Source organism: Georgfuchsia toluolica, assembly GCF_907163265.1.
GTDB classification, from domain to species: Bacteria; Pseudomonadota; Gammaproteobacteria; order Burkholderiales; family Rhodocyclaceae; genus Georgfuchsia; species Georgfuchsia toluolica.
The window spans coordinates 3,144,625-3,166,316 of record NZ_CAJQUM010000001.1 but is presented as its reverse complement, the minus strand read 5'-3'; the positions used below and the strand labels follow the sequence as shown (position 1 = coordinate 3,166,316).

Sequence of the window (21,692 nt, the reverse complement as noted above, 5' to 3'; positions counted from 1 at the left end):
ACCCATTACCTTCGATGTCAACAGCGCCGTTGATATTTCCACTTGGCGAGAAACTCCTTGCAAAGCCCTAATAGTCGATAGTTTTAGTAGAAATATGGCAAACTATTCTTGCTGCGCCATTTCGTCACCAGTTCGTACTGTGAGCTTGTAGTCTATCGATCATTCGTTCTATACTATAGTAGAATAGTTATTATGGGAGGGCACCATTGGAAAGCTAATAGCAAGCTTTCTGCGTCACCCTCTATTAATGCAGGAGCAGGGAATAATGACAGTTTGCAATAACCTGAACGTTGGGGAAAAGTCCACGGGACCACTCGATGGCATTCGCGTCCTCGACATGGCCACCATGATCGTCGGTCCGGTCGCAACCCAGTGGCTGGGCGACATGGGCGCCGATGTCATCAAAGTAGAACCGCCCGATGGCGATCTGACTCGCAACATAGGCCCGCGCCATTCGCCTGACATGGGCGCGTTCTTCCTCGGCAGCAACCGTAACAAGCGCAGCATCGCTCTCAACCTGAAAAAGCGCGAGGCCAGACCGGTTTTCGAGCGACTGGTACGCAGCAGCGATGTGATCCTATATTCGATCCGCACCGAAGCCGCCGAGCGCCTTGGCCTGACCTACAAGAAGCTCTCCGCTTTGAACCCGAAGATAATTCTGTGCCATGTGAAGGGCTTTGCCGACGAGGGATCCTATGGTGGCATGGCGGCCTACGACGACGTGGTGCAGGCCGTTTCGGGCCTGGCCATGTTGCAGTCGGTGGTAACCGGTGAGCCAAGGTATGTGCCATCGATCATTGCCGACAAGGTCACTGGCCTACAGGCAGCCTATGCCATATCGCTGGCGATCTTCCACCGACTGCGAACCGGTCAGGGACAGGAAATAAGCATTCCCATGTTCGAAACCATGGCGGCTTTCAACATGACAGAGCATCTGTGGGGAGAGATTTTCGTGCCGCCGCTTGCGGGCACAGGCTACCCACCGATCACTACCAAGGCGCGTCGGCCATTCAAGACCAGCGACGGCGGCTACCTCTGCGTACTGCCCTACACAGAGCAGCATTGGGCGCGTTTCTGCGAAGTGGTTGGCGATCCGGTACTCACCGCCGATCCCCGCTATGCGACGCATGCCGCACGCCAGTCAGACCAGTTGGGCTTTTGGAACGAAGTCGCCAACCAGGTTAAACGCAAGAGCACTGCCGAATGGGTTGAAGCGCTGACCGCAGCCGACGTGCCTTTCGGTTTGGCCAACAGCCTTGATGATTTATTGACCGATCCCCACCTGGAAAGCGTTGGCTTCTGGCAGACCTTTCAGCATCCAACCGAGGGGGCGCTGCGCATGATGGCCAATCCCACTACTATGTCGGCCTCGCCAGCGTCGATTCGCCACCTGCCTCCGCGGTTGGGAGAACATTCCGCAGAAATATTACGTGAACTCGAATTCGGAGCCGATGACATTGCAGCGCTAACTGCGCAAGGCGTTTTCGGGCCTGACCCGGCGATCCGGGAACATCATTAGTGTTCAGTGTCGGACTATTTTTTTGTGTACTTAACTGAGAAAGGCAAAGGCTATGTGGCGTCCCGATTTTGAAAGAGACCAAAGAACGATTGGTTACCTGTTGGCGGACAGGGCCAACAGGCATCCGGACAAGGTGTTCTGCTACACCACCGGCGAGGAGATCACCTACGCGCAGCTGGCAGAAAGAGTGAACCGGGTAGCCAACTCATTTCTTGATCTCGGCGTCAGGAAGGGCGACAACGTCAGCGTGATGATGTCCAATTGCCCGGAGTATATCTATACGTGGTTCGCCCTGGCGAAGATCGGGGCGGTGGAAGCAGTTATGAATACTGCGTTCAAGGGAGAAACGCTCGGGTACTTTCTCAATTATGGCGGCGCCAAGGTCGCGGTGATCGACGAGGATCTCGTGGAACGGTTCTTCAATATCCAGGGCTCATTGAATGACCTGGAGAAACTGATTGTCAGAAAAGTGCCTACCGAAGGGAAGGTGCCGAATACCAGATTCGAGACGATCCCCTACGCAGCCATGTTCGAGGGCGCGCCGTCTGAGCCGAAGTGTGAGCCGCCGCGTTTCACGGACCCTGTGTCGATCATGTATACCTCTGGAACGACGGGACCGTCCAAAGGAGTGGTCTACTGCCATAACTTCTGCTACACAGTTACGGCGCGTTACATCCAGATCCTGCGCCTGACTCCAGAGGACAAACTTTACAACTGCTTGCCACTGTTCCATATGAACGCGCAGTTCCTGAGCGTATTGCCGACATTGGTTCTAGGGGCGACCTGTGTGTTGGTTGACAGGTTCAGCGCGAGCCGGTTCTGGGAAGACATACGGCAGTACGACGCGACGGTTTTCAACTTCCTTGGCCCCATGATCAACGTGTTGTGGAATCAACCTGAGAGAGATGATGATGCTCTTGTTCCGGTGCGGGTCGCCTTGGGGGTGCCCGTACCCGCTCACCTCGAACGTCCGTTCGAGAAGCGATTTGGACTCAAGCTCATTCAGTGCTTGGGCGCCACCGAGACTGGCATTGTAACGGCTACACCTTGGGATCAGGATACTCCTATCGGCAGTTGTGGCAAGCCCCTCCCTGGCTGCGACGTGCGCGTAGTCGATGAGAATGACAATGACGTGCCCCCGGGGGTCAGGGGGGAGTTGGTTTACCGTCCACAAGACCCGTTCGCCATGATGTCAGAATACTATAAGAAGCCGGAGGCGACCGTGGAAGCCACCCGGAATCTCTGGTATCACTACGGCGACTACGGCCGAAGAGATGAGAATGGGTTCTTCTACTTTGTCGACCGCAAGAAAGATTGCATGCGGCGGCGGGGCGAGAATATCTCGGCCTCAGAGGTTGAAGCAGTAGTAAATAGGTATCCGGGCGTGATGGAGTCTGCGGCGTCGGGCGTCTGGGCAGACATGGGAGAGGAAGAAATCAAGATTTCTATCCGCCTTATGGAAGGCGCAACGGTAGACCCGCTCGATTTGCTTCGCTTCTGCGAAGAGGGCCTGCCTTGGTTTGCGGTGCCCAGATACGTCGAGTTCCGCGATGACTTTCCGCGTACCCCGAACGGCAAGGTGGCAAAGTTCCAGATCAAGGAAGAAGGGGTACATCCGAAGCTGTGGGATCGAGAAGCGGCAGGCTACCAGATAAAGCGGCGATAGCCCCATTCAACGCAGACAGCATTGCGGTTTCCCTGAATTTGTGATTTCGATCGACTTCACCGCCCAACCCTCCTTGATCAGCCGCCATTCAATTTCAAGGTTGGATTTCACCTTTCAACCTTGAGCTCTTCCACGGCTGGTTCGATAACGTACCTGGCGATATCGGTAGTCTTGCAGCAATAGCTTTCATCGCTGCTCGGCAGGGCGATGAGACCATCCCGCACGCCAAGAAGGTCTTCTCGATCTTTGAGCCGCACACGGAATGGATCTGCAAATGCAAAGCCGGTGTTCCGGTGGAACTGTGGGTCAATGTTTGCATCCTGGAGGACCGGTATCAATTCATATTGCACCATCAGGTATGAGAGCAGCTTGTCCGAGGGACTCCTGTTTGAGCGCAGGGCTTTCCATTCGTCATTTGCCACCATGGACCAGAAGGAAGGCATGAAAGCCTTTACTGAAAAGCGCAAGCCAGGGTTTGTTCACTAATAAGGACGATAGTATGGATCTGGATTTCACTCCGACCCTCATCGAACGTCATACACGCTATGTGATGTTGGTAAAAGTTGCCGGCAAGGATACCGAAACGGTCACCAATTCGCTGATAAAAAACGCCCGCTGAACGATTCAGCCAATCTGTTGCATCCACCGGTTGAATCCAAGATCCAATAAAGCCGCGATGGACGAGATCGAACAAGGATCGAGAAGTACCTATCGTGGTTCGTCAGAACAAGTATCTCAACAACATCAACCGAGGCGTCATGCTGCGCTATCCATTCCCACGGCACGATCGCAAGCAATACCACGCGACACCGACCTTGTCGATGTCCTTAATCGCTTCACCGTGGCTAATTAGGTAATTCAAATGTGCTAGGCTTTCGCCGGTAGCCATTCCGAGAAGCTCTGGTTCGGAACCGATGGGCCTGGCAAACAGTTCTCCGAATACGTCTATAGCACGTTTGGGGTCGGACAGAGCCCCGCGCAGTCGACCAATCGCAGCACGCGCGTCGTCTCTAAGTTGTGCCAATCTTGTGTGCAGACCGAGAAAGGGCTCGTTGTGCGCGGGGAGGACTAGGACGTCGTCCGGAACTTCGCGTTGAAGCTTGTCGAGGGAAAACAGCCAGTCGCTCAATGGGTCGGCGTCTGGTTCAGTAGGAAAGACCGCAACATTCGAGGAGATTTTCGGCAGCACCTGATCGCCGGAGATGAGAACATTCAGGGATGGGCAATAAAGGCAGGCCTGTTCCGGTGAATGCCCGTAGCCCACCACGACGCGCCATTCGCGGCCATCGATTTGCAGGGATTCGCCATCAAATAATCGGCGGTAGCTGTCGGGGAGCGCATAAATAAACTTGCCGAAGCCGCCGAAGCGAGCGCGGTAATTCTCGATTGCGTCGTCATTCCAGCCGGCCCTGTGGTAAAAGTCGACCCCGTCCTTGGGTGCTTCTCGGCCAGAATCCGCGGCCAGGACGCGACAAGTCAAATACTCGAGCCGGGTCATGTAGAGGCGGCAGTCATGCCGCCGCGTTAGCCAGCCAATCATGCCTACGTGGTCGCGATGCATATGGGTGGCGAACACGCGCGTTATGCGCCTTCCTTCGAGCGCGCCGTCGCTGCCGCAAAGACGGCGCCATGCAGCAGCCGTTTCACTGCTCTGCAAGCCCGCGTCGATCGCTGCCCAGCCGTCTCCGTCTCGCAGAATCCAGAGATTTACGTGATTCAGCGAGAACGGCAACGGCATGCGCACCCAAAGGATGCCTGGCACGATTTCGCGTGCGCATCCGACCTGCGGCACCTCGCCACACGGATAGCTGAGAACTTTGTTCGCAATCGATCGGTCGCAAGAGTTATTGTCGTTCAATTGACGGTTCCTGGAGGCTGGGGCGGTCTCGGAATCGGCATCGACAAAAGACTGGACTAATTGCAGGGGGCCGCGCTCCGATGTCAGCCGAGGCAGACACCATGATACGTGAAAAACGAACGCGTTGAAATATTCCGTAAGGGGGTGGTGGCACATTCGTGCAGAAAGTAACCTTCGCGCACGCCGGCTTGCTTTCCATCTTGGCGGCAAGGATCCAACGTGCAGCGGTATGTCGCCGAAAATCTGAAATAAGCCAAGTCCGGGATAAGCGAACCGACCTTGTGGTAACTTAACTAAAGGGCTACCGATATTTCCAAGCCAAAAGATTCCAAGGCATTCTTAATATCTCTTATCTTGTCCTGCGAAGGCGGCTCAATCTCTTTTAGTCGGTAATCCATGCCCAGTGCCTCGTACTTTTGAAGCGCAAACTTGTGATAGGGCAGGAGATCGAACCTGCGAACGCCGAGGTTGGATACGAACTCGCCTAGCCGCATGACGTTGTCCATCGAATCGTTGCAACCCGGGATGACGGGAAACCTGATTATCAACTGTATTCCCGCTTGAGCCATTCGTCTGGCATTCTCCAGAATCAACTTGTTGGACACCCCGGTGAGTTCCTTGTGCCTGCGCGCATCCATATGTTTGAGATCGAAAAGAACAAGGTCGACGTAGCGGAGAATTCCTTGCAGCACTTCCCACTTGCAGTAGCCACAAGTATCGAGCGTGGTATGGAAACCAGCTTGTCGGCAGCTTCTCAAGAGTTCCGTTGCGAATTCCGCCTGTTGCGTCGGCTCGCCGCCGGATAGCGTGATACCTCCACCAGAGTTACGATAAAATAAAGTATCCTTTTTAAGCAGCTTAAGTACCTCCTCAGGCGTCATGTGTTTCCCTGATATAACATGGCTGTTTGGAAAGTCCATTACTTGGGGATATTTTTGTTGCGATTCAGGATTACTACACCATTGACACCTGAGCGGACAGCCTTTCAGAAAAACGGTTGTTCGTACTCCCGGGCCATCTTTTGTAGAAAAACGCTGGATATCGAACACTTGACCGGTGATGGTTCTTAACTGCGTCTCTGGTCCAGAGCCCGAAGGCAGATTATGAATGTGATCTGAGTGTTGTGTCATCAGGGGAACCACGCTTAATTCATTGTAGGGTAATGACTTGCTCACGAAAGTGCTCGCTGGCAAGCGGCATGGAAAGGACACCCGACATCAGGCCGCTTGCTCCTGATGTCGAGCGTGAGCAAACGCGTCCCTTCCTATTGCATCATTCCCAGCCGAAGCTGCTCCGCGCAATGATCTCGTTTTGCACCGGCACGTCAAGCAGGGTGAAATAGGCACTAAAGCCGGCTACCCGCACAACCAGATCCCGGTAATTTTCCGGATGCGCCTGCGCATCCCTCAGCGTTTCACTGCTGACACAGTTGACCTGCATGTGGGAACCACCCAAGTCCATGTAGGTCTTGAGCAGGGATAGCAGGTGCCGGGCATTTTCTGTTCCTTCCAACATGGCAGGAAGGAACTTAAGGTTGAGATGGTTTGATCCCCATTTCACACAGTCCAGCACCTTCGCCGCCGACTTCACGACGGCGGTCGGGCCTTCGCATTCGGTGCCGGGCATCGGCGAGACGGAGGCGTCGGTCAGCGGAATGGTCGCCTTGCGGCCCGTCGGCAAAGCCCCGGTAAAACGGCCGCGGCCAAAGTGATTGGTGGCGGAATAGGCTTCCGGCCGCAGGACGAAATCCGGCGTCGGCGGGACCATCTCGTTCTGGTGCAGCTGGTACAGAACTTCGTACCAGTCGCGCGCCATGCCGTCGGCATAATCGTCGTCGTTGCCGACTTTCGGCGCCGCCAGCAGCAGCTTGCGGATGCGCTCGCCGTCCTTGCCTTCGAAATCGTCCTTCAGCGCCTGCAGCATCTGGCCCATCGTGATCTTCTTGTCGTCGAAGACCACTTTCTTAACAGCGGACATTGAGTTGGCCAGATCGACCGTGCCGATGAACACCGTTCCGCAGGTGTTGTATTGGGCGCCACCCTCGTACAGATGCCTGCCTTTCTCGATGCAGCCCTCGGTCAGCGCTGACTGGACAATGTTCGGGAAATACTTGGACTTGATGTACTGACCCGCGCTATGGTACGCATTGGTCAGGGGCACAAAATGGGCAGCCTGCTTGCGGACGGCTTCGGCGAACTCCTCGTAGGACTTGAAGCTCTCGGCCTTGCCGGTCTGCGGACCGACCAACTTGCCGCTCAAAGGATCCACACCGTTGTTGAGAGCGAGTTCAACCAGCTTCGCCGAATTGAAGATGCTGCGTACCTGTAGGTAACCGCGGCCATTGATCACCATGTCCTGGCAACCCCACATGCTCGTGTCGCGGGCATGGGCGAGCGGTATGCCGGGATGGCTAGTGAGGGCGCGCTCGAGGAACACACGGGCGTTGTGGAATTGCGGGTTGCCGCCGCCGCTGCGGATCAGCTCGACGCACTTCATCAGGAACTCTTCCGATAGCTTGTCGTGATAGAGCACCGTGACACTGAGCGGCGTCGACTTGACGACCTTCTGCGCTTCCAGGCAAAGGAAGTCGATAATGTTGGTGGCATCGTCGCCGTTGGCATCATAGCCGCCCAGGCTCAAGATCTGGTGCGTCGTACCCTGCGTCGTCTTGTACAGGTCATCGGGCTCAAAGTTCTGGATTGCCGCGATCTTGACGAAGATGATCTCGATTAGCTCGAGTGCTTCTTCCTCGGTAATCCGCCCTTCCTTCTTGTCCTGGGCGTAAAACGGATACATGTACTGCGGGAAGCGGCCCGGGGAGCCGCAGATGACGCCTTCGAACCAGGGCATCAGATGCATGAACCAGAACGACTGTGCCGCTTCGAAGAAGGTCCGCGCCGGCTTGGCCGGCACATGGGCGCAGGTCTCGGCGATCTTTTCCAACTCCTTCTTACGCACGCCTTCCGACTCCTCGGCGGCCATTTTGGCGGCCAGGCGGGAATATCTCTCGGCAAACTTGATAATCGCCGTGAGAGCGATTTCACTGGCCTGCAGGAACTCCCTCTTGCGGTAGGATTCCAGCTCCCACGGCCCCAGCTTGGCCATCTCGGCGCGGATTTCGGCGATGACGCCTTCGAGGCCGATATTCAGCACCTTGCCGAAGTCGAGGATGCCCAGGCCGGAGAGCAGGGACGGCGGGCTGTGATCAACCAGGCCGATCTTCTGCAGCGTGATCGGATCGGCATCAGGATACATTTGCCTAATGGTCTGCAGGGATTTGGACCAGAGGCAACGCTTGTCAAAGTAAGCGATCGCCTCCTTCAATACTTCCTTGTCCTTGTCGCTGACCACGATCTCGCCCAGGCTGGTGGCGAAGGCCTTTTCCTTCAGCATCCACTTGCACGCCAACTCGGGAAACGGCGAGGCTCCCACCGGGTACTTGGTAATCGTTCCGACGATGGGCGACTCGTCGATGAATATCGTCATGGCGACCAGGCTTCTCTCCAGCACTCTCGCCATTTTGATGGTTTCCGGCGCACCCTCGAATTCCTTGTAGGTATCGATCAAGGGGCGCAATCGTTCGCAGGAAACCCGGATCGGCTCCGAACGCAGCTGTTTCATCATCCGCTGGACGCGTTTGGTCGGCTTCGAGTCTGTCGAATCCGCTTGCAGTAGCCTGGCTGACTTCGCGCGTAATGGATCGAGTTTGACGACTCGTTTTGCTACCTTGGAATCTGCCGCATTATCTATCGTCTTCATCGCATTACTCCTCTCAAGTGGGTTGGGACATCGAATAATTGCTATTTAACATGCCTATGAAATGCCATAGACTCTATCCACGACGCTGAAAGGAGAAACAAACTCCGTTTCCATTCCATGCGCCTTGTTTTCAGTATGCTTATCATACTGTATGATATGCATACTGTTTTGTCAACCTGGAATTTCAAATTGAAATTGGATTCATCCGACTTTCGTATGGGGCAGGGTAACTGGATGTAACGCCTGCCGCTCATGACACCTCCGTGGTTGCCTCAAGTGTAAGGCCCCGAGGTGTCTAGCAAAGCCGGGGCGATTCACGGATAAAATTCCACCCTAATGAGAAACGGAGGCCCATAGGTATGACCAAAGCAAAGGCGGTCAAGACGGCGAAAATGCGGCAGAATGCATCCAGCGACAATAGACACACGTCGGCTGCCGATCTGGGAGCAAGCCAGCGTCGAGATATGAAGCTAGGATTTCTAATTCAAGATGTATCGCGGACGCGCCGCAAAGCATTCGATCAACTGATGAAGCCGTTGGGGGTTACACGCGCCCAGTGGTGGGTATTGGCAAATCTGGCCCGACAAGACGGCATGACGCAGGTAGAGCTTGCCGATATCCTGGAAGTAGGGAAGGCAAGCCTTGGCTCAATAGTTGAACGACTCGAAAGCAGAGGGTGGGTGGAACGCCAAGGCGACCCGATCGATAAACGCATCAAGAGAATCTATCTGACGCAAAAGGGACAGCGGCTGCTAGAAAAAATGACTATCGCCGAACGAGAATTGAATGATTTGAATATTCACAGGCTCACAGAGACCGACCGCAACGAACTTGTGCGATTACTCTCGTTGATTAGTTTGACTTCGCGTGTAATGGATCGAGTTTGACGACTCGTTTGGCAACTTTGGAATCCAGTCCATCGTTGATCGTCTTCATCGCATTACCATTCACCATTGTGCTTCGTTTGCTACCTTTGCCTACATGCATCACGCCGGCTGCCCAACTTTTCCCCGTAGCAGCGACTTGACAGACATTGTATATTGCAAAATAGATACTCTTTTGCCAGTTTGTAAAGGCCTTTAGCTATTTTGTCACGATTTCTAAATGGCTCTAGTAGTTAAGTCCTAGACCGCCAAGAAGCCTTGTGGCACAAGGGGTTTATCGAGTCCAATCGAGTTACGATATGGCTCTAAAACAATTTGCTAGGAGCGGATTTTTCGGTTTCAATCCACAGCTAGCAATAGAGCCTTCATTTCTCAATCTGAATCAGATTTCAAGTCCCAACACTCTCTGAGCATTGCCGCGGTAGATCTTTTCCAAGACCTCAGGCTTATACCCTTGAGCCTCCCATGCTTTGAATAACATCTCATAACCGAGCTGAGGATACTCCGAGCCAAACATGATTTTGTCCTGTATCCGACTGTTGATTTCCCTTTTGAATGCTTCGGAAAAATATTTTGGGCTCGTTCCATGCTGCTCGTTATAAACATTGGGATGATGAATTAAAACGGCAGCCATTTCCTGGTCGAATGGCCAAGGGTGGTGGGCACAAATGATCTTGAGGTCAGGGAATTTCAAGGCGACGTCGTCGACGTAAGGAATGGGATTCTCTGTCCAAAGGGGAACCTTCCCCTTGATTGCCAGAATACCAACCCAGATCTTGACCGGAACCCCAGCTGAAGAGCACAGGTCATAATACGGGTACCATGCTTTATCATTTGCCGGGACGCCCGTTAATGAGCCACCAACCGCGATCCCGTAGGATCCCAAGTCCTTTATGCAGCGCTCCAGTTCCTGCAGCCCTCGATGCCCCCAGTCTGGGTCTATACCGACCCAGAACCCAAAGTAAGCATCGCTGTACTTGCGCTGCAAATCTCCGATGTAATCATTCCTAGCTTTAATTTCACCCAGATCGTTCCAGCCAAGGACCTTCCAGCCTCCGCCTAAGATGGTGCCCTTTATCTCATAATCCCTGAGTTCCTGAACCATTTCTTCTTCGGACTTGTTGAGTCCTATGGGTGGTGACTTGAAGTGCTTAGTCAACTCCGCATATAACTGTTCGTCCTTGATCAATGGCCATTTAGACTGCCTGTTCATCAAGTTGATTTGTAGGTCAATAACTTTCATCGCTGGTACCCCGTAAAAAATATGTAAAGCTTCCGCCTGGCTTCGCGGTACGGCGCTGCGCAGGCGTCGAACACTTTCCGCTCATCGATCTTCTTGCCGCGGCTACCCCTCTACCTGGCTCAAAGCAACGACAGAATTCTATGACGCCTGTTCCTGCAAGAACCTCTTTACCACCTTGCCTACCTCACTCTTCGGTATCTCACGGACAAAGCTGACTGCCCTTACAGCTTTGTAGTGGGCAATCTTGCTGCGGCAAAACTCTATAAGTTCGAGTGCCAATTTGTCCTTATCCTGAGTCTCGTCTTTCAAAACCACAAAGGCCTTGGGCATTTCGCCCAGACGCTCGTCGGGAACCCCCACTACCGCTACATCGAGCACAGCTGGGTGTTCCCTGAGTGTTTCTTCAATTTCCCCTGGCAGCACCTGAAAGCCCCCGCACTTGATCATGTCCCTGGATCGGCCGATTACGAATAGACAATTGTCTGAATCAAGGTAGCCCAGATCAGAAGTAGTGACCAAGCCGTCCTCACTAATTACCTTTTCTTTCACGGAATCCTTGCCAGCGTATCCTTCCATGGTTCCCTTGGTCTTGATCCAAATTTGTCCGGTCTTGCCGACAGGCAAATCCTTGCCTTCCGGGTCACGGATAAATACCTCGACGTTTTCGTATACGCGGCCCACTGCGCCTGGTTTCCAGCGTTTTTCCGTGATATCCCGTACGGTCCAGCCTGCGATATGTCCCGCTTCAGTCGAACCGTAGTTCTGTATAACCGGAATATTGAAACGCAGTTCAAACCGCCTTTTAAGACTGGGATTCAGTTCCTGCCCTGTGCTCAGCAAGGATTTGACTGAACTGAGATCCACCTCTTCAGGATAGTTGACCAACATCTGTATCATGGTTGGCATCAGCGCCAGCGTATCAGGGCGGTGTTTGGCAACCAACTGTACAAAAGTTTCCGCTTCAAATTTGCGCATCAAGACGACGCTGCGTCCCACGTTGTAAGCGATCAGTAGGGACATCAGCCCGCCCATGTGAAACAAGGGCATCGCTATGAAGTTTGGTGGTGTATTGGATCTGGCAATTGGAAACGGGCCGGGCCTGCCTTTGGATATGGCAGCAAGATTGGACAGCGTAGCGTACTGCGAGTTATGGCCGAGAATCGCTGCACGCGCTTCGCCTGAGGTGCCTCCCGTGAATGGCATTAAGGCAATATCCTGCTCATCAGGAGTGAACGAGGGACATGCTGACGAAAACCCGGCAAACAACTTGTCGTCGTAACACAGCACCTCCAAGTTCATGCCCAGTTTCTTTACTCGCTCCAAATGATCTTTGTCGGTTATCACAGCATCAGCTTTAGTTTGTTCCAAGCCGTGCCTTAACTCTTTATCCTTATACAGGTTGTTGATCGGGACTACGATTGCCCCTACTTTCCATGCGCCGAAAAGGGCGGCAATGAACCGCGGTGAACTCGGCAGGAATATCGCTAAGCGTTTCCCTTTCTCAAGGCCAACACTCTTTAGGTAATTTCCGACTCTACTAGACATTTGGTCAATGCCTAAGAATGTCAGGGCTTCATCCTTGAAGTAAAGGCCAATTCTGCCCGGTTCTTCTTGTGCCCGTCGCTCCAAATCGTGGGCGAGATTCATTTCGAGATACCTCCTGGTTTGCCGCCGCCGCGGCACTGTCTAAAAAGTTTGTCGCTTTCGACCTTAATCGGTGCTGATGATGTCATGCTTTTATTCCGAGAACTCTCGCAGCGTTTTCCTGATAGATCCTCTGCAGTACGGTGGGCTTGAAATTTTCCGCCTCCCAGTCTTGCAGCAAGCACTCGTAGCTGAAAAGCGGATAGTCTGGCCGAGTTGCCGAGTTCATGAACGGTCATTGCCTATTAATTAGGTACACAACATCATTATAAGCGAAGAGTCAACGTGTGTGTTGATCCTTTGCACGCTGGCGTTGATCTGCCTTTTGTAGGCTTTATTACATTTCCACTTCATTAATGAAAGGCGGATTCAACTCTGGAGTGCAACGGAGTTATGACGCGAGTGTAGCTGCATCATGAAGACCTCGTGAGTGGTTTTGAAGTCAAGGCATTTTCTGGGTCGGTGATTGAGGCGATCCACGGCATGGGCAATATCCTCAGGAGTGATGGAATTGAAGCGCGTCTACTTTGGGAAGAACTGGCGGATCAGGCCGTTCATATTCTCGTTGGCGCCACGCTCCCATGAAGCGTAAGGATGCGCGAAGAAGAAGTCGGCGTTGAGCTTCCTGGCGATCCGCTCCTTCAGTATCTCGGCTTTCAGCCGCTCCTCGGCATACATCTTCTTGAGCCGGGCATTCTCAAGCTCCAACTCCTTCATTCGAGCCATCATGGAGGTGTCTATACCGCCGTACTTGGCGCGCTAAATGTTCGGTAGCTGAATATCGCAGCTGGGTGATATCCACGCCTAGCATATTTCTTCCCTTGATCCAGCTTTGCGTAAAACCAGCAATATGCCATACAGATTCATTGGTACTGAGGGGTTTCAGCGGCCTGTTAAACTGATCAATATTCAAGCAATTGCCGGCTTGGGAAGTGAGCAAATGGCTCCACTTACTTCGTGACTTGAAGTTCGGCTCTTTGGGCGAACGTCGCGAAGACACATCGCCTGGGTAATGAGGCGTTATACGTGTCCGCCCTGACCCCGCTCGGATCGTTCGTACATATTCATGATGCTGGAGAATAGGTGGTCGAATCCGGCCTCACGATCCTTGTCGAATCTGGGGTCGCCATTTTGCTCGAAAGCATTGGCGATCTCCTTCCAGTCCTCGCTGGTGAGATATGCGCGACATTCTGGCCAGATGCACTTTTCTTCTATTTTTATATGCTCCCATTGGAGTCTGGAATAACGATCAACTGCCTGCGTCAGTTGATTCAGATGATCTGCATCTCGTGCGGTCTGGTATCCGTTGAACGCTGTCTCGAGCGCCTCAAGCAGAGCGCCCAATTCATGATGCTGAGCTTCCAGACGCGACACCAGCTCTTCGGATTTCGGAGCACGTGCACGCAGTCGCGCAAACAGATATCCCTCTTCCTTTGGGTGATGCAGTACCCGGCGAAAGGCAAGAAAGTAATGGATCATGGCGCGAAGCAAGCGGATGTCGGCGGGCTTCCCAGTCTCACGCGCCTGCCGCAAGATATGCTTGAGGCCGTGGACGACGGCCGCCATCGATTGGTGCTCTCCGCGGATGATGTTGATGGCCTTATTCATCTCCGTTGACTGCGCGCTATTTTCCACCAGCGCGACCAACACCGGGATGGTTGTATGCGCTAGCACCTTTTGGGTCTGGGTGCCAACCAGCAGTTCCTTCAGGCCTCGCCGACCATGGGAGGCCATAAAGATCAGATCGCAACCGCGCTCCTCGGCAGTGTCGATGATGGCCTCGTAGGGACGATCGCTCGTCTTTGCAATCGATTCAAAGGCTACACTCTCATCACGCGCCTCGCTCTCCGCCCTGGCCAGGACGGCTCTCGCAGTACCGTCTGCCTGATCAGCAAAATCTCGCGGCGACATGACTCGCACCAGGGCGCCATTGCCGGTAGCGCCGTAGTCGGGGCGCGCGTGGAGGAAGGTAATGCGCGCGCCCAAGGCTTTTGCGAATGCGACCGCCTTGGATGCGATGTCAATTGCCAGTTCCGAATCATCAATCGGTACCAGGATGTGTTGATACAATGTCTTCTCCTTGATAGTAAACGTATAGCATCACCAGTCTGAAAGAACTGGCCCACTGCAATGTGCAATGGCTATATTATGCTTGTGAGCGCTTTGCATCCTCACCATCAGGCGATTCCTGTGCTAGCGCTCTGGCCCACTCGACCTGCGCATCGATCGGCATTGCGCTCTTTGTCGTGGCCGAGCGTAGCAGGAATGTTGCGAGACTCGGCACCACGATCAGGGCACCGATCATGTTCCAGAGGAACATGAACGCGAGCAGTATCCCCATGTTGGCCTGGAACTTGATCGGTGACCAGGCCCAGGTAATCACGGCAGCAGCAAGCGTCACGCCAATCAGCGCCACTACCTTGCCGGTAAACACCAGGGCAGCGCGGTAGGCTTCGGGTACCGCCAACCCCTGACGCTGTTGTACCAGTTGCACAGTCAGCAGATACAGCGCATAGTCGACGCCAATCCCCACGCCCAGCGCCGTCACCGGCAGGGTCGCCACCTTGACGCCGATTCCCAGCAGCACCATCAGCGCCTCGCACAGGATCGAGGTCACCATCAGCGGAACAACCGCCACCACCACCGCACGCCAGCTTCTGAAGGTGATGAAGCACAGCAATATCACCGCCCCATACACATAGAGCAGCATCGTGCGATTGGCGTGGGTAACCGCGATGTTGGTCGCTGCTTCGATGCCTGCATTGCCCGCCGCCAGGAGAAACTTCCGCTCTGCCGTGTCGTGCTTTTTGGCAAAAGCTTCGACGGTTTGCACCACGCGCGTCAGGGTTTCCGCCTTGTGGTCAGCCAGAAAGGCGATGATTGGGGCAACCGAGCGCTGGTTATTGAACATCTCGGGATTCGAGTCATAGACATAATTGATCGCATCGTAGTTGACGTATGGGTCGCGATTTAGCGTGATCCATTTTTCCGATCCTTCAAATCCCGCCGAGGTGTACTGCCGCGACAGGCTGGCCGCCGAAACCGTCGTCTGCACGCCGGGGAGATCACGCAGTTCCTCCTCAAGACGATCCATCTCCAGCAGCGTCTCATAGTTGAGCAGCATATCATCCGGTCCCGTGACGATGACGGCGAACTGGTCGCTCGACAGCCGATAGTGGCTCGTGATGTAGGCATTGTCCTTGTTGTATTTGGAGTCCGGCCGCAGTTCCGGCGCCCCCGCGTCGAGATCGCCGATCTTCAGCTGTGAGGCAATCACCAGACCGGCCGCGGCCAGCGCGGCGGTGATTACCAACACCGCAGTCGCCCAGCGCGGCTGGGTGAAGCGTCCCAGCCAGAGCTCCAGCGGATGTTGTCCTGCTTCACTGCTTTTCATACTGCGCAGGGCTGCCTTTGAGCTGACGCCAGTATAGGACAACAGAATCGGCAGCAGGATCAGGTTGGTGAAAATCAGTACCGCCACCCCGATGCTGGCCGAAAGCGCCAGACTGCGGATGACTGGAATGTCGATGAGCGACAGCACGGCAAAGCCGACGGCATCGGCCAGCAGTGCCGTCAGACCCGCCAGGAAGAGCCGGCGGAAGGTGTAGCGGGCAGCCACATAGCGGTGGGTGCCACGTCCGATGTCCTGCATGATCCCGTTCATCTTCTGCGCGCCATGCGACACACCGATGGCGAAGATCAGGAATGGCACCAGCACCGAATAGGGATCCAGCACGAACTTGAACAGCTGCATAAAGCCCAATTGCCAGGTGACGGCAACCAGTGAACAGAGGATCACCAATAGCGTGCTTCTGATGCAGCGCGTGTACAGCAGGATGATAGCCATGGCAATCGCCGCGGCAAATATGAAATAGGTGAATACCTCGATCATCCCGTGAATCAGGTCGCCGACCAGCTGCGCAAAGCCGATCACGTGGATGCGCACCCCCTCTTTCTCATACTTGCTGCGGATCTGCGATAACTGATCGCTGAAGGCGCGGTAATCGAGCGCCTTTCCCGTCGCGTTATCGGTTTCGAGCAGGGGCACGAAAATCATGCTGGATTTCTGGTCGTTGGCCACCAGTGAACCCACGATGCCCGAACGGTTGACGTTGAAACGCACCGCCTTGATGCTTTCCGCAGACCCGTTATAGGTGTCTGGTATCATCGCACCGCCCTTGTAGCCTTCTTCGGTGATTTCGGTCCAGCGCACCACCGGCATCCATATCGACTTCATGAAGGAACGATCCACGCCTGGGATCAGAAACACTTCGTCATTGACCTTGCGTAGCACCTCCAGGTAGGCCGGATCGTAGATGTCGCCCTTGGTGTTCTCCACAACGATCCGCACGGAATTGCCCAGACCTTTGAGCGAGGCCGCGTTAGCGCGATAGTTCTGCACGAACGGGCTTGACTGCGGCATCATTTTCTCGAAGCTGGCATTGATCTCCAGCCGCGAAGCAAAGTAGCCCAGCAGAAGGGTCAGCAGCAGGCAGGCCATGACTAGCAGAAAGCGGTTGTTGAAAATCATGCGCTCAAGCAGCACGCCCGAAGTCTTGTCGAAGTCTTCGCGGGACGCAACAACCGGCATCCCGTCCAATTCGTTAGTCGTTGCTACCATAGCCTGTGGAAACCTTTTAGAAGTTTGTCGTGCGTCGATCTATTGGACTTTGCCGATAAGTGTTTCGGTGCGTACACCGTCCAAACCGGTGACTACCGCGGCGCCCTGATTGGTCAGCACCACACCTGTATAGCGCATCGGCTTGTCCGGATGTACCACGCTGAACGAGCGCATTTGCGCATTAGACAGCAGTATCTGGCCCGCACTATTGACCAGTACGACCCCTCCCGCCGCAGCGCGGCTCACTGCCCCGGCCGTAACGGTGGCCTCGGTCGCCATCTTGAGTCCCTCCCAGCTGGCGCCGCCATTGCCGCTGCGATAGACGACGCCGCGCAGGCCGAGGGCCAGCAGCGTATCGGCATTGCCGACGATGCCGAAGAAGCTGCCCACATAGCCGGTCGCGGTCTTGTCGAAGCGCTGTTGCCCGCGATCCAATTTGAACACCATGCCGCGCTCGGAGCCGATGTAGAGGTTTTCACCTATCTCACGGATGCAGTTCAGGTTGAGCGGTTGCAGATGATCGTTGTCGATCCGATGCAGCCATGGCTCCCAGGTCTTGCCGCCATCCACCGTTGCGGCAATCATGCCGTAGGAGCCGACGACGAAGCCCTTTTTGGCATCCTCGAACCAGACACCCAGCCAAGGCAGGGCCGGCCCTGCCTTGTAGTTGCGTTTGAGCTGCCCGATCACTTCCGTTATCTGCGGAATGGCCGCCTGGGCGGCGTAGTACTTTTTGAAGGTTTCGGCCGCGATCCGCCCATCTAATTGCTTAACCCAGTTCTTGCCGCCATCGCTGCTATGCAGTATCACGCCGTCGTGTCCCACCGCCCAGCCATCCAGCGCGGTGGGGAAATGCACCGCGAGCAAATCGCTTTGCACCGGTACCGCGGACTGGCTCCAGCTCTTGCCCTGGTCTTCCGAGCGGGCAATCATCCCGCGCGAGCCGACCGCAATCAGTTGTGCACCAGCATAGGTGATGGCCATCAGTGGCCGGGTATTGACTGCTGTGCGCATTACCGCGGGGGAATCCAGCGGATCCTGGAACTTCGTTTCCGCCAGCGTCGGCGCAGACCCGATCAATGCGCCGACGAACGCGCAATGGCAGATCTTGCGGGCCAGATTCGAACGCGAGGATAGATGTATATGCATGATGCCTAGCATGATGGGTGCGGGTTCTTTCTACCAAGTTGGTGCGGTCGGGGCCGGGCATCACAATCAGCGAAGCCAATCACACCAGCCGCTAGACTGGCTATCGCCCACAAGGCCCCCATTACTACAGGAAGCTACCGGGCAGCCTGCACGCTGGCAGACTGCCCGGTATTACTACGGAACAAACGCGGTGTCTCAGCGAACGCTTGCAGCCGCTACCCCCGCCGGCGTGAGGGGAATGTTCATTCCTTCCATAGTGTCATAGCTGCGCATCATTCCGACCGGCTCTCCCGTCATGTTGGTCGTGAAGTAGTTGCCCTTGATGAGGTCGTAGGTAATCCAGCCGAAGTCGTTGACGCCACCGATGTCATACGTCGGGACAGGAGTGTCTAGTATCACGCGATAGATCTTGCCGGCATTGTCGTATGTCTCTTGCGCAACGAGACACCAGCAATCCTCGTCGATGTAAAAGGTGCGCCGGGAATAGACGTGTCGGGCATTGGCCTTGCGTGTCGCATCCACCACCCAGACCCGGTGCTTTTCATACCGCATTGCTTCCGGCTTGACGAATTTCGGCCCAAGGTAGTCCTCTTTCTTGGTCATGGTGTTTGTCATGGCGAACATGTTGTAGGGCACCAGCATTTCCTTCTTGCCCACCAGCTTGAAGTCGAATCGGTCCAGGCGTCCGACAAAGCCGAAGATTTCGTCCCAGAGAATCGCACCACCATAAGCGGCGATCGGCACGTCGTAGGCGAACTCCGGCGCCGCCCGGACGCGGCGCTGGCCCGGCGTGTAAAACCACACCCGCTGCCCGTTATTCTCGGCGGTCGCCAGGTAGAAGTTCAGGAAGACGATGCCCGCGGCGGACGGCGGCGCTGTTTGCAATGCGTGGAAGCCGAGGATGCTATCGTAGGCTTCGCCACGCAGCTTGCCTTTGACATCGTACCAGGGTGCGACGAAAGTCTGGTGGGGCACCGACATGGAGCTCACGCCGCCCGCGGTATCGACCAGATAAGCATTCGCTATCTCGTCGTTGACCGCAGGTTTGTTGTGCATCTTGTGGTTCCACATCACTTCATAGCCGTTCTTCGGAATCGGGAAGAAAACCCCTGGAAAGGGCAGATTCTTTTTATCGGCACCCGCCACGGCGTCACCCTCGATCTCCCCGGCCAGTTTGGCGGTGGTGGCGTTCTTCAGGGTATTCTGGATGATCCAGGGTTGATAACGCACGCTGCGGTGGGTCTGATATACGTCAATCCGGTAACCCGGGTACCTGGTCAGCAGCGCCTTGTTCCCCGCCGTGAGCACGGCATCATACTGCGCCATGTTCTGGGCGGTGACCGAGTACAGCGGCTTCTCGTCCTTGTACGGATCGAGATAGTTTTTCATCTTCTCGCGGTCATAGTTCGGCAGCTTCGCCAGGCCGCCCGTATAGGCCGGGATAGAGCCATCCTTGTTGCCCGCCTTCTCGGCGCCAAATTCGGTCAGCGTCGTGCCGAGTTGCTTTGCTTCTTCTGCCGTGACGGCAGCGAATGACGGGTGCGCGAGCAACGTCGTCAGTCCCGCGGCCATGAGCGTACCTAACACTAGTTTGAACTTCATTATTTTTGTCTCCATTGTCTATTAGAATTTTAGAATGATGTCTTGAACTGTAACTGCAACCAGTCGCGATCATTGAGCATTACGGGGCCGGCACCGCCGGTATAGGCTTGCATTCCCGCCCCCAGGCCGTTGTCGCCTGTGCCCTTGGGACGCCAGTGGTAGTGGCTGTATGTCAGCGACACTGAATGGACTGACAAGTAGTTTGCCTTGATGCCTAGCGACGTTATAACTTCCCCTTCGGGAAAGAAGGTACCCGTAGAATGGGCGCCCACGCCTTTGATGCCCGCCTGCAAGTTAAACGGCATCGACAAGTCCACACCGGGGAACACTTGCAACCATTGCGGGCTGAATAACATCGCGAACGCTGTTGTATTTTTCGTCGAGCAACCGTCTTTCCAGCTTCCTCCTGCCGGACAGCCAGCATAGCCTACGCCTTTATAAAATTGGGCATTGTGTGTTACCTGGTTCAGGTGCGTAAAGCTGATTTCCGCCAGCAGAATCCCGGCATCCCAGAGCGGCGTCTTGCCTAACTGAATGAAGGTGTTGGCGATCACATTGGTGAGATCGCCCGTGGCACCAACATTCGTTGGGACTCCTACCACGTTGCTGTTCAGTGCTGTGCCTATCCGCTTGCTGATTTCCAGGCCGGTGCTGATCAGGCCGAAGGACTTCTCCAAGCTGAAGCCGACTAGTTTGGCCTTCTGCGCAAATGTGTTTTGGATATGTCCCGTCGACGGACTGACTGACAATAGCCATGGGTCCGTATCGTCGAATTGGCGATAGTAAAAGCCCATGTCCGCGTTCGCCCACTCAGGCGACCAACCGACCTTGATGCCATAGTTCCCGTTGTTGTCCTTCGGCTTGATCAGATTATCGTTGATCGGGGAAATGAACGCCAACGGTCCCGTCCCCGGTGGCCCGCTGAACAGCATATCGACAAAGCCAAAATAGGTACCCCCTTCAGGGTAGCGGTTCGGTTTGAATTCGAGAAAATATTGCCCCGTCAATGATAGCTCCGGCGTCAATTGCGTGGACAACAGAATCTGCCTGCGGGGCAGGAACAATTCCTTGACTTCCGAACCCGGCTGCGCAAAGCTTTTTACGAAATCGATGGGATGCTGCGAATAGGCGATGTTGGTAAAGGGGAAAAAGAACGAGTTGCCCCAGTACTGAGACAAGCTGCCCACTTTGAGCTGCACCGGGGTTTGGCTTTCGCCGACCTTGGTATTGAGGAATCCAAAATAATCCAAAAACTCGGAGCCCTTAATGTAGAAGCGCTTCGTGTAGGTGGAGAACCTTCCCGAGGGATAGGCATTCATCGCCGCAAGCGCCGGGTTTATCTTCGCTTCGTCACTGTAGGCGAAGTCCTGCCAGATCGAGCCCGTTACGCGGAAGCCCATATCCTTCTTATAGACCCCCTGTACTTCGATAAAATCCGAAATCCGGTTGGTGATCATGTCACCTTTCTTCGGGAACTTGTAGTCCCCCTGGCTGCTACCTAGCATGTTGCCAGCCTTCGAATCCACATCCTTCGTCCGCCAACCCACCGAGTACTGGATGTTGTTGTCAAAATTGACCGCCCAGTCCGGATCCGTGTCGAATTTGTATGCCTGCGCGGTCCCGGCCCACCAACAGGCAGAAACCACCGTAGCCATAGTCATTACTGCCCTGTAACTGCGTCCCCCAGCTAACATTTTCATACCCTCTCTCCTTCGGTTGTCATAGCATTATTGCTATTGTTACGTTT

13 protein-coding genes and 3 pseudogenes are annotated in these 21,692 nt (G+C 54.8%); 5 read left to right on the top strand and 11 right to left on the bottom strand.

Features of this window, described 5'->3' with window-relative positions:
• Positions 1–265: 265 nt before the first annotated feature.
• The 4 genes and pseudogenes from K5E80_RS15005 to K5E80_RS14990 all read left to right on the top strand — a co-directional run.
• Positions 266–1,519, top strand: a complete 1,254-nt coding sequence (locus K5E80_RS15005; protein WP_220636918.1) for a CaiB/BaiF CoA transferase family protein — start codon at positions 266–268, stop codon at positions 1,517–1,519.
• Between the two features lie 52 nt (positions 1,520–1,571).
• Positions 1,572–3,185 carry an AMP-binding protein gene (locus K5E80_RS15000; protein ID WP_220636917.1) on the top strand — a complete coding sequence of 538 codons (1,614 nt, stop codon included), beginning with the start codon at positions 1,572–1,574 and terminating at the stop codon, positions 3,183–3,185.
• Positions 3,186–3,394: 209 nt separating this feature from the next.
• Positions 3,395–3,544: pseudogene (locus K5E80_RS14995) on the top strand (ISNCY family transposase); the annotation flags it as partial.
• Positions 3,543–3,671 (top strand): annotated as a pseudogene (locus tag K5E80_RS14990) (enoyl-CoA hydratase); the annotation flags it as partial. The pseudogenes K5E80_RS14995 and K5E80_RS14990, both read left to right, overlap by 2 nt.
• 280 nt (positions 3,672–3,951) lie before the next feature.
• On the opposite strand, the gene K5E80_RS14985 reads toward K5E80_RS14990, so the two are convergent.
• The 3 genes from K5E80_RS14985 to K5E80_RS14975 all read right to left on the bottom strand — a co-directional run bounded on the left by K5E80_RS14985 (position 3,952) and on the right by K5E80_RS14975 (position 8,802).
• A complete protein-coding gene (locus K5E80_RS14985; RefSeq protein ID WP_220636916.1) occupies positions 3,952–5,043 on the bottom strand; it encodes an MBL fold metallo-hydrolase in 1,092 nt (363 codons plus the stop codon).
• Between the two features lie 293 nt (positions 5,044–5,336).
• Positions 5,337–6,218: a glycyl-radical enzyme activating protein gene (locus tag K5E80_RS14980; protein WP_220636915.1), complete on the bottom strand. Its 882-nt coding sequence runs from the start codon at positions 6,216–6,218 to the stop codon at positions 5,337–5,339.
• Between the two features lie 97 nt (positions 6,219–6,315).
• Positions 6,316–8,802, bottom strand: a complete 2,487-nt coding sequence (locus K5E80_RS14975) for a pyruvate formate lyase family protein (protein ID WP_220636914.1) — start codon at positions 8,800–8,802, stop codon at positions 6,316–6,318.
• Between the two features lie 359 nt (positions 8,803–9,161).
• On the opposite strand from K5E80_RS14975, the gene K5E80_RS14970 reads away from it, so the two are divergent.
• Positions 9,162–9,689, top strand: coding sequence for a MarR family winged helix-turn-helix transcriptional regulator (locus tag K5E80_RS14970; RefSeq protein ID WP_220636913.1), 528 nt, complete (start codon positions 9,162–9,164; stop codon positions 9,687–9,689).
• Between the two features lie 379 nt (positions 9,690–10,068).
• On the opposite strand, the gene K5E80_RS14965 is transcribed toward K5E80_RS14970, so the two are convergent.
• The 8 genes and pseudogenes from K5E80_RS14965 to K5E80_RS14930 form a co-directional block, all read right to left on the bottom strand.
• Complete coding sequence (locus tag K5E80_RS14965) at positions 10,069–10,929, bottom strand: amidohydrolase family protein (RefSeq protein WP_220636912.1); 861 nt, start codon at positions 10,927–10,929, stop codon at positions 10,069–10,071.
• Positions 10,930–11,067: 138 nt separating this feature from the next.
• Positions 11,068–12,576 carry a class I adenylate-forming enzyme family protein gene (locus K5E80_RS14960; protein ID WP_220636911.1) on the bottom strand — a complete coding sequence of 503 codons (1,509 nt, stop codon included), beginning with the start codon at positions 12,574–12,576 and terminating at the stop codon, positions 11,068–11,070.
• Positions 12,577–13,191: 615 nt separating this feature from the next.
• Positions 13,192–13,332: pseudogene (locus tag K5E80_RS14955) on the bottom strand (IS3 family transposase); the annotation flags it as partial.
• 261 nt (positions 13,333–13,593) lie between these two features.
• Complete coding sequence (locus K5E80_RS14950; protein ID WP_220636910.1) at positions 13,594–14,643, bottom strand: universal stress protein; 1,050 nt, start codon at positions 14,641–14,643, stop codon at positions 13,594–13,596.
• A 76-nt stretch (positions 14,644–14,719) separates the two neighbouring features.
• Positions 14,720–17,164 (bottom strand): efflux RND transporter permease subunit, encoded by a 2,445-nt coding sequence (locus tag K5E80_RS14945; RefSeq protein ID WP_220636909.1) that lies wholly within the window; start codon positions 17,162–17,164, stop codon positions 14,720–14,722.
• A 69-nt stretch (positions 17,165–17,233) separates the two neighbouring features.
• Complete coding sequence (locus tag K5E80_RS14940; protein WP_220636908.1) at positions 17,234–18,343, bottom strand: WD40/YVTN/BNR-like repeat-containing protein; 1,110 nt, start codon at positions 18,341–18,343, stop codon at positions 17,234–17,236.
• 195 nt (positions 18,344–18,538) lie between these two features.
• On the bottom strand, positions 18,539–19,945 hold the full coding sequence (locus K5E80_RS14935) for a DUF1329 domain-containing protein (protein WP_220636907.1): 1,407 nt from the start codon (positions 19,943–19,945) through the stop codon (positions 18,539–18,541).
• A 29-nt stretch (positions 19,946–19,974) separates the two neighbouring features.
• Positions 19,975–21,645 carry a DUF1302 domain-containing protein gene (locus K5E80_RS14930; RefSeq protein WP_220636906.1) on the bottom strand — a complete coding sequence of 557 codons (1,671 nt, stop codon included), beginning with the start codon at positions 21,643–21,645 and terminating at the stop codon, positions 19,975–19,977.
• Positions 21,646–21,692 lie beyond the last annotated feature (47 nt).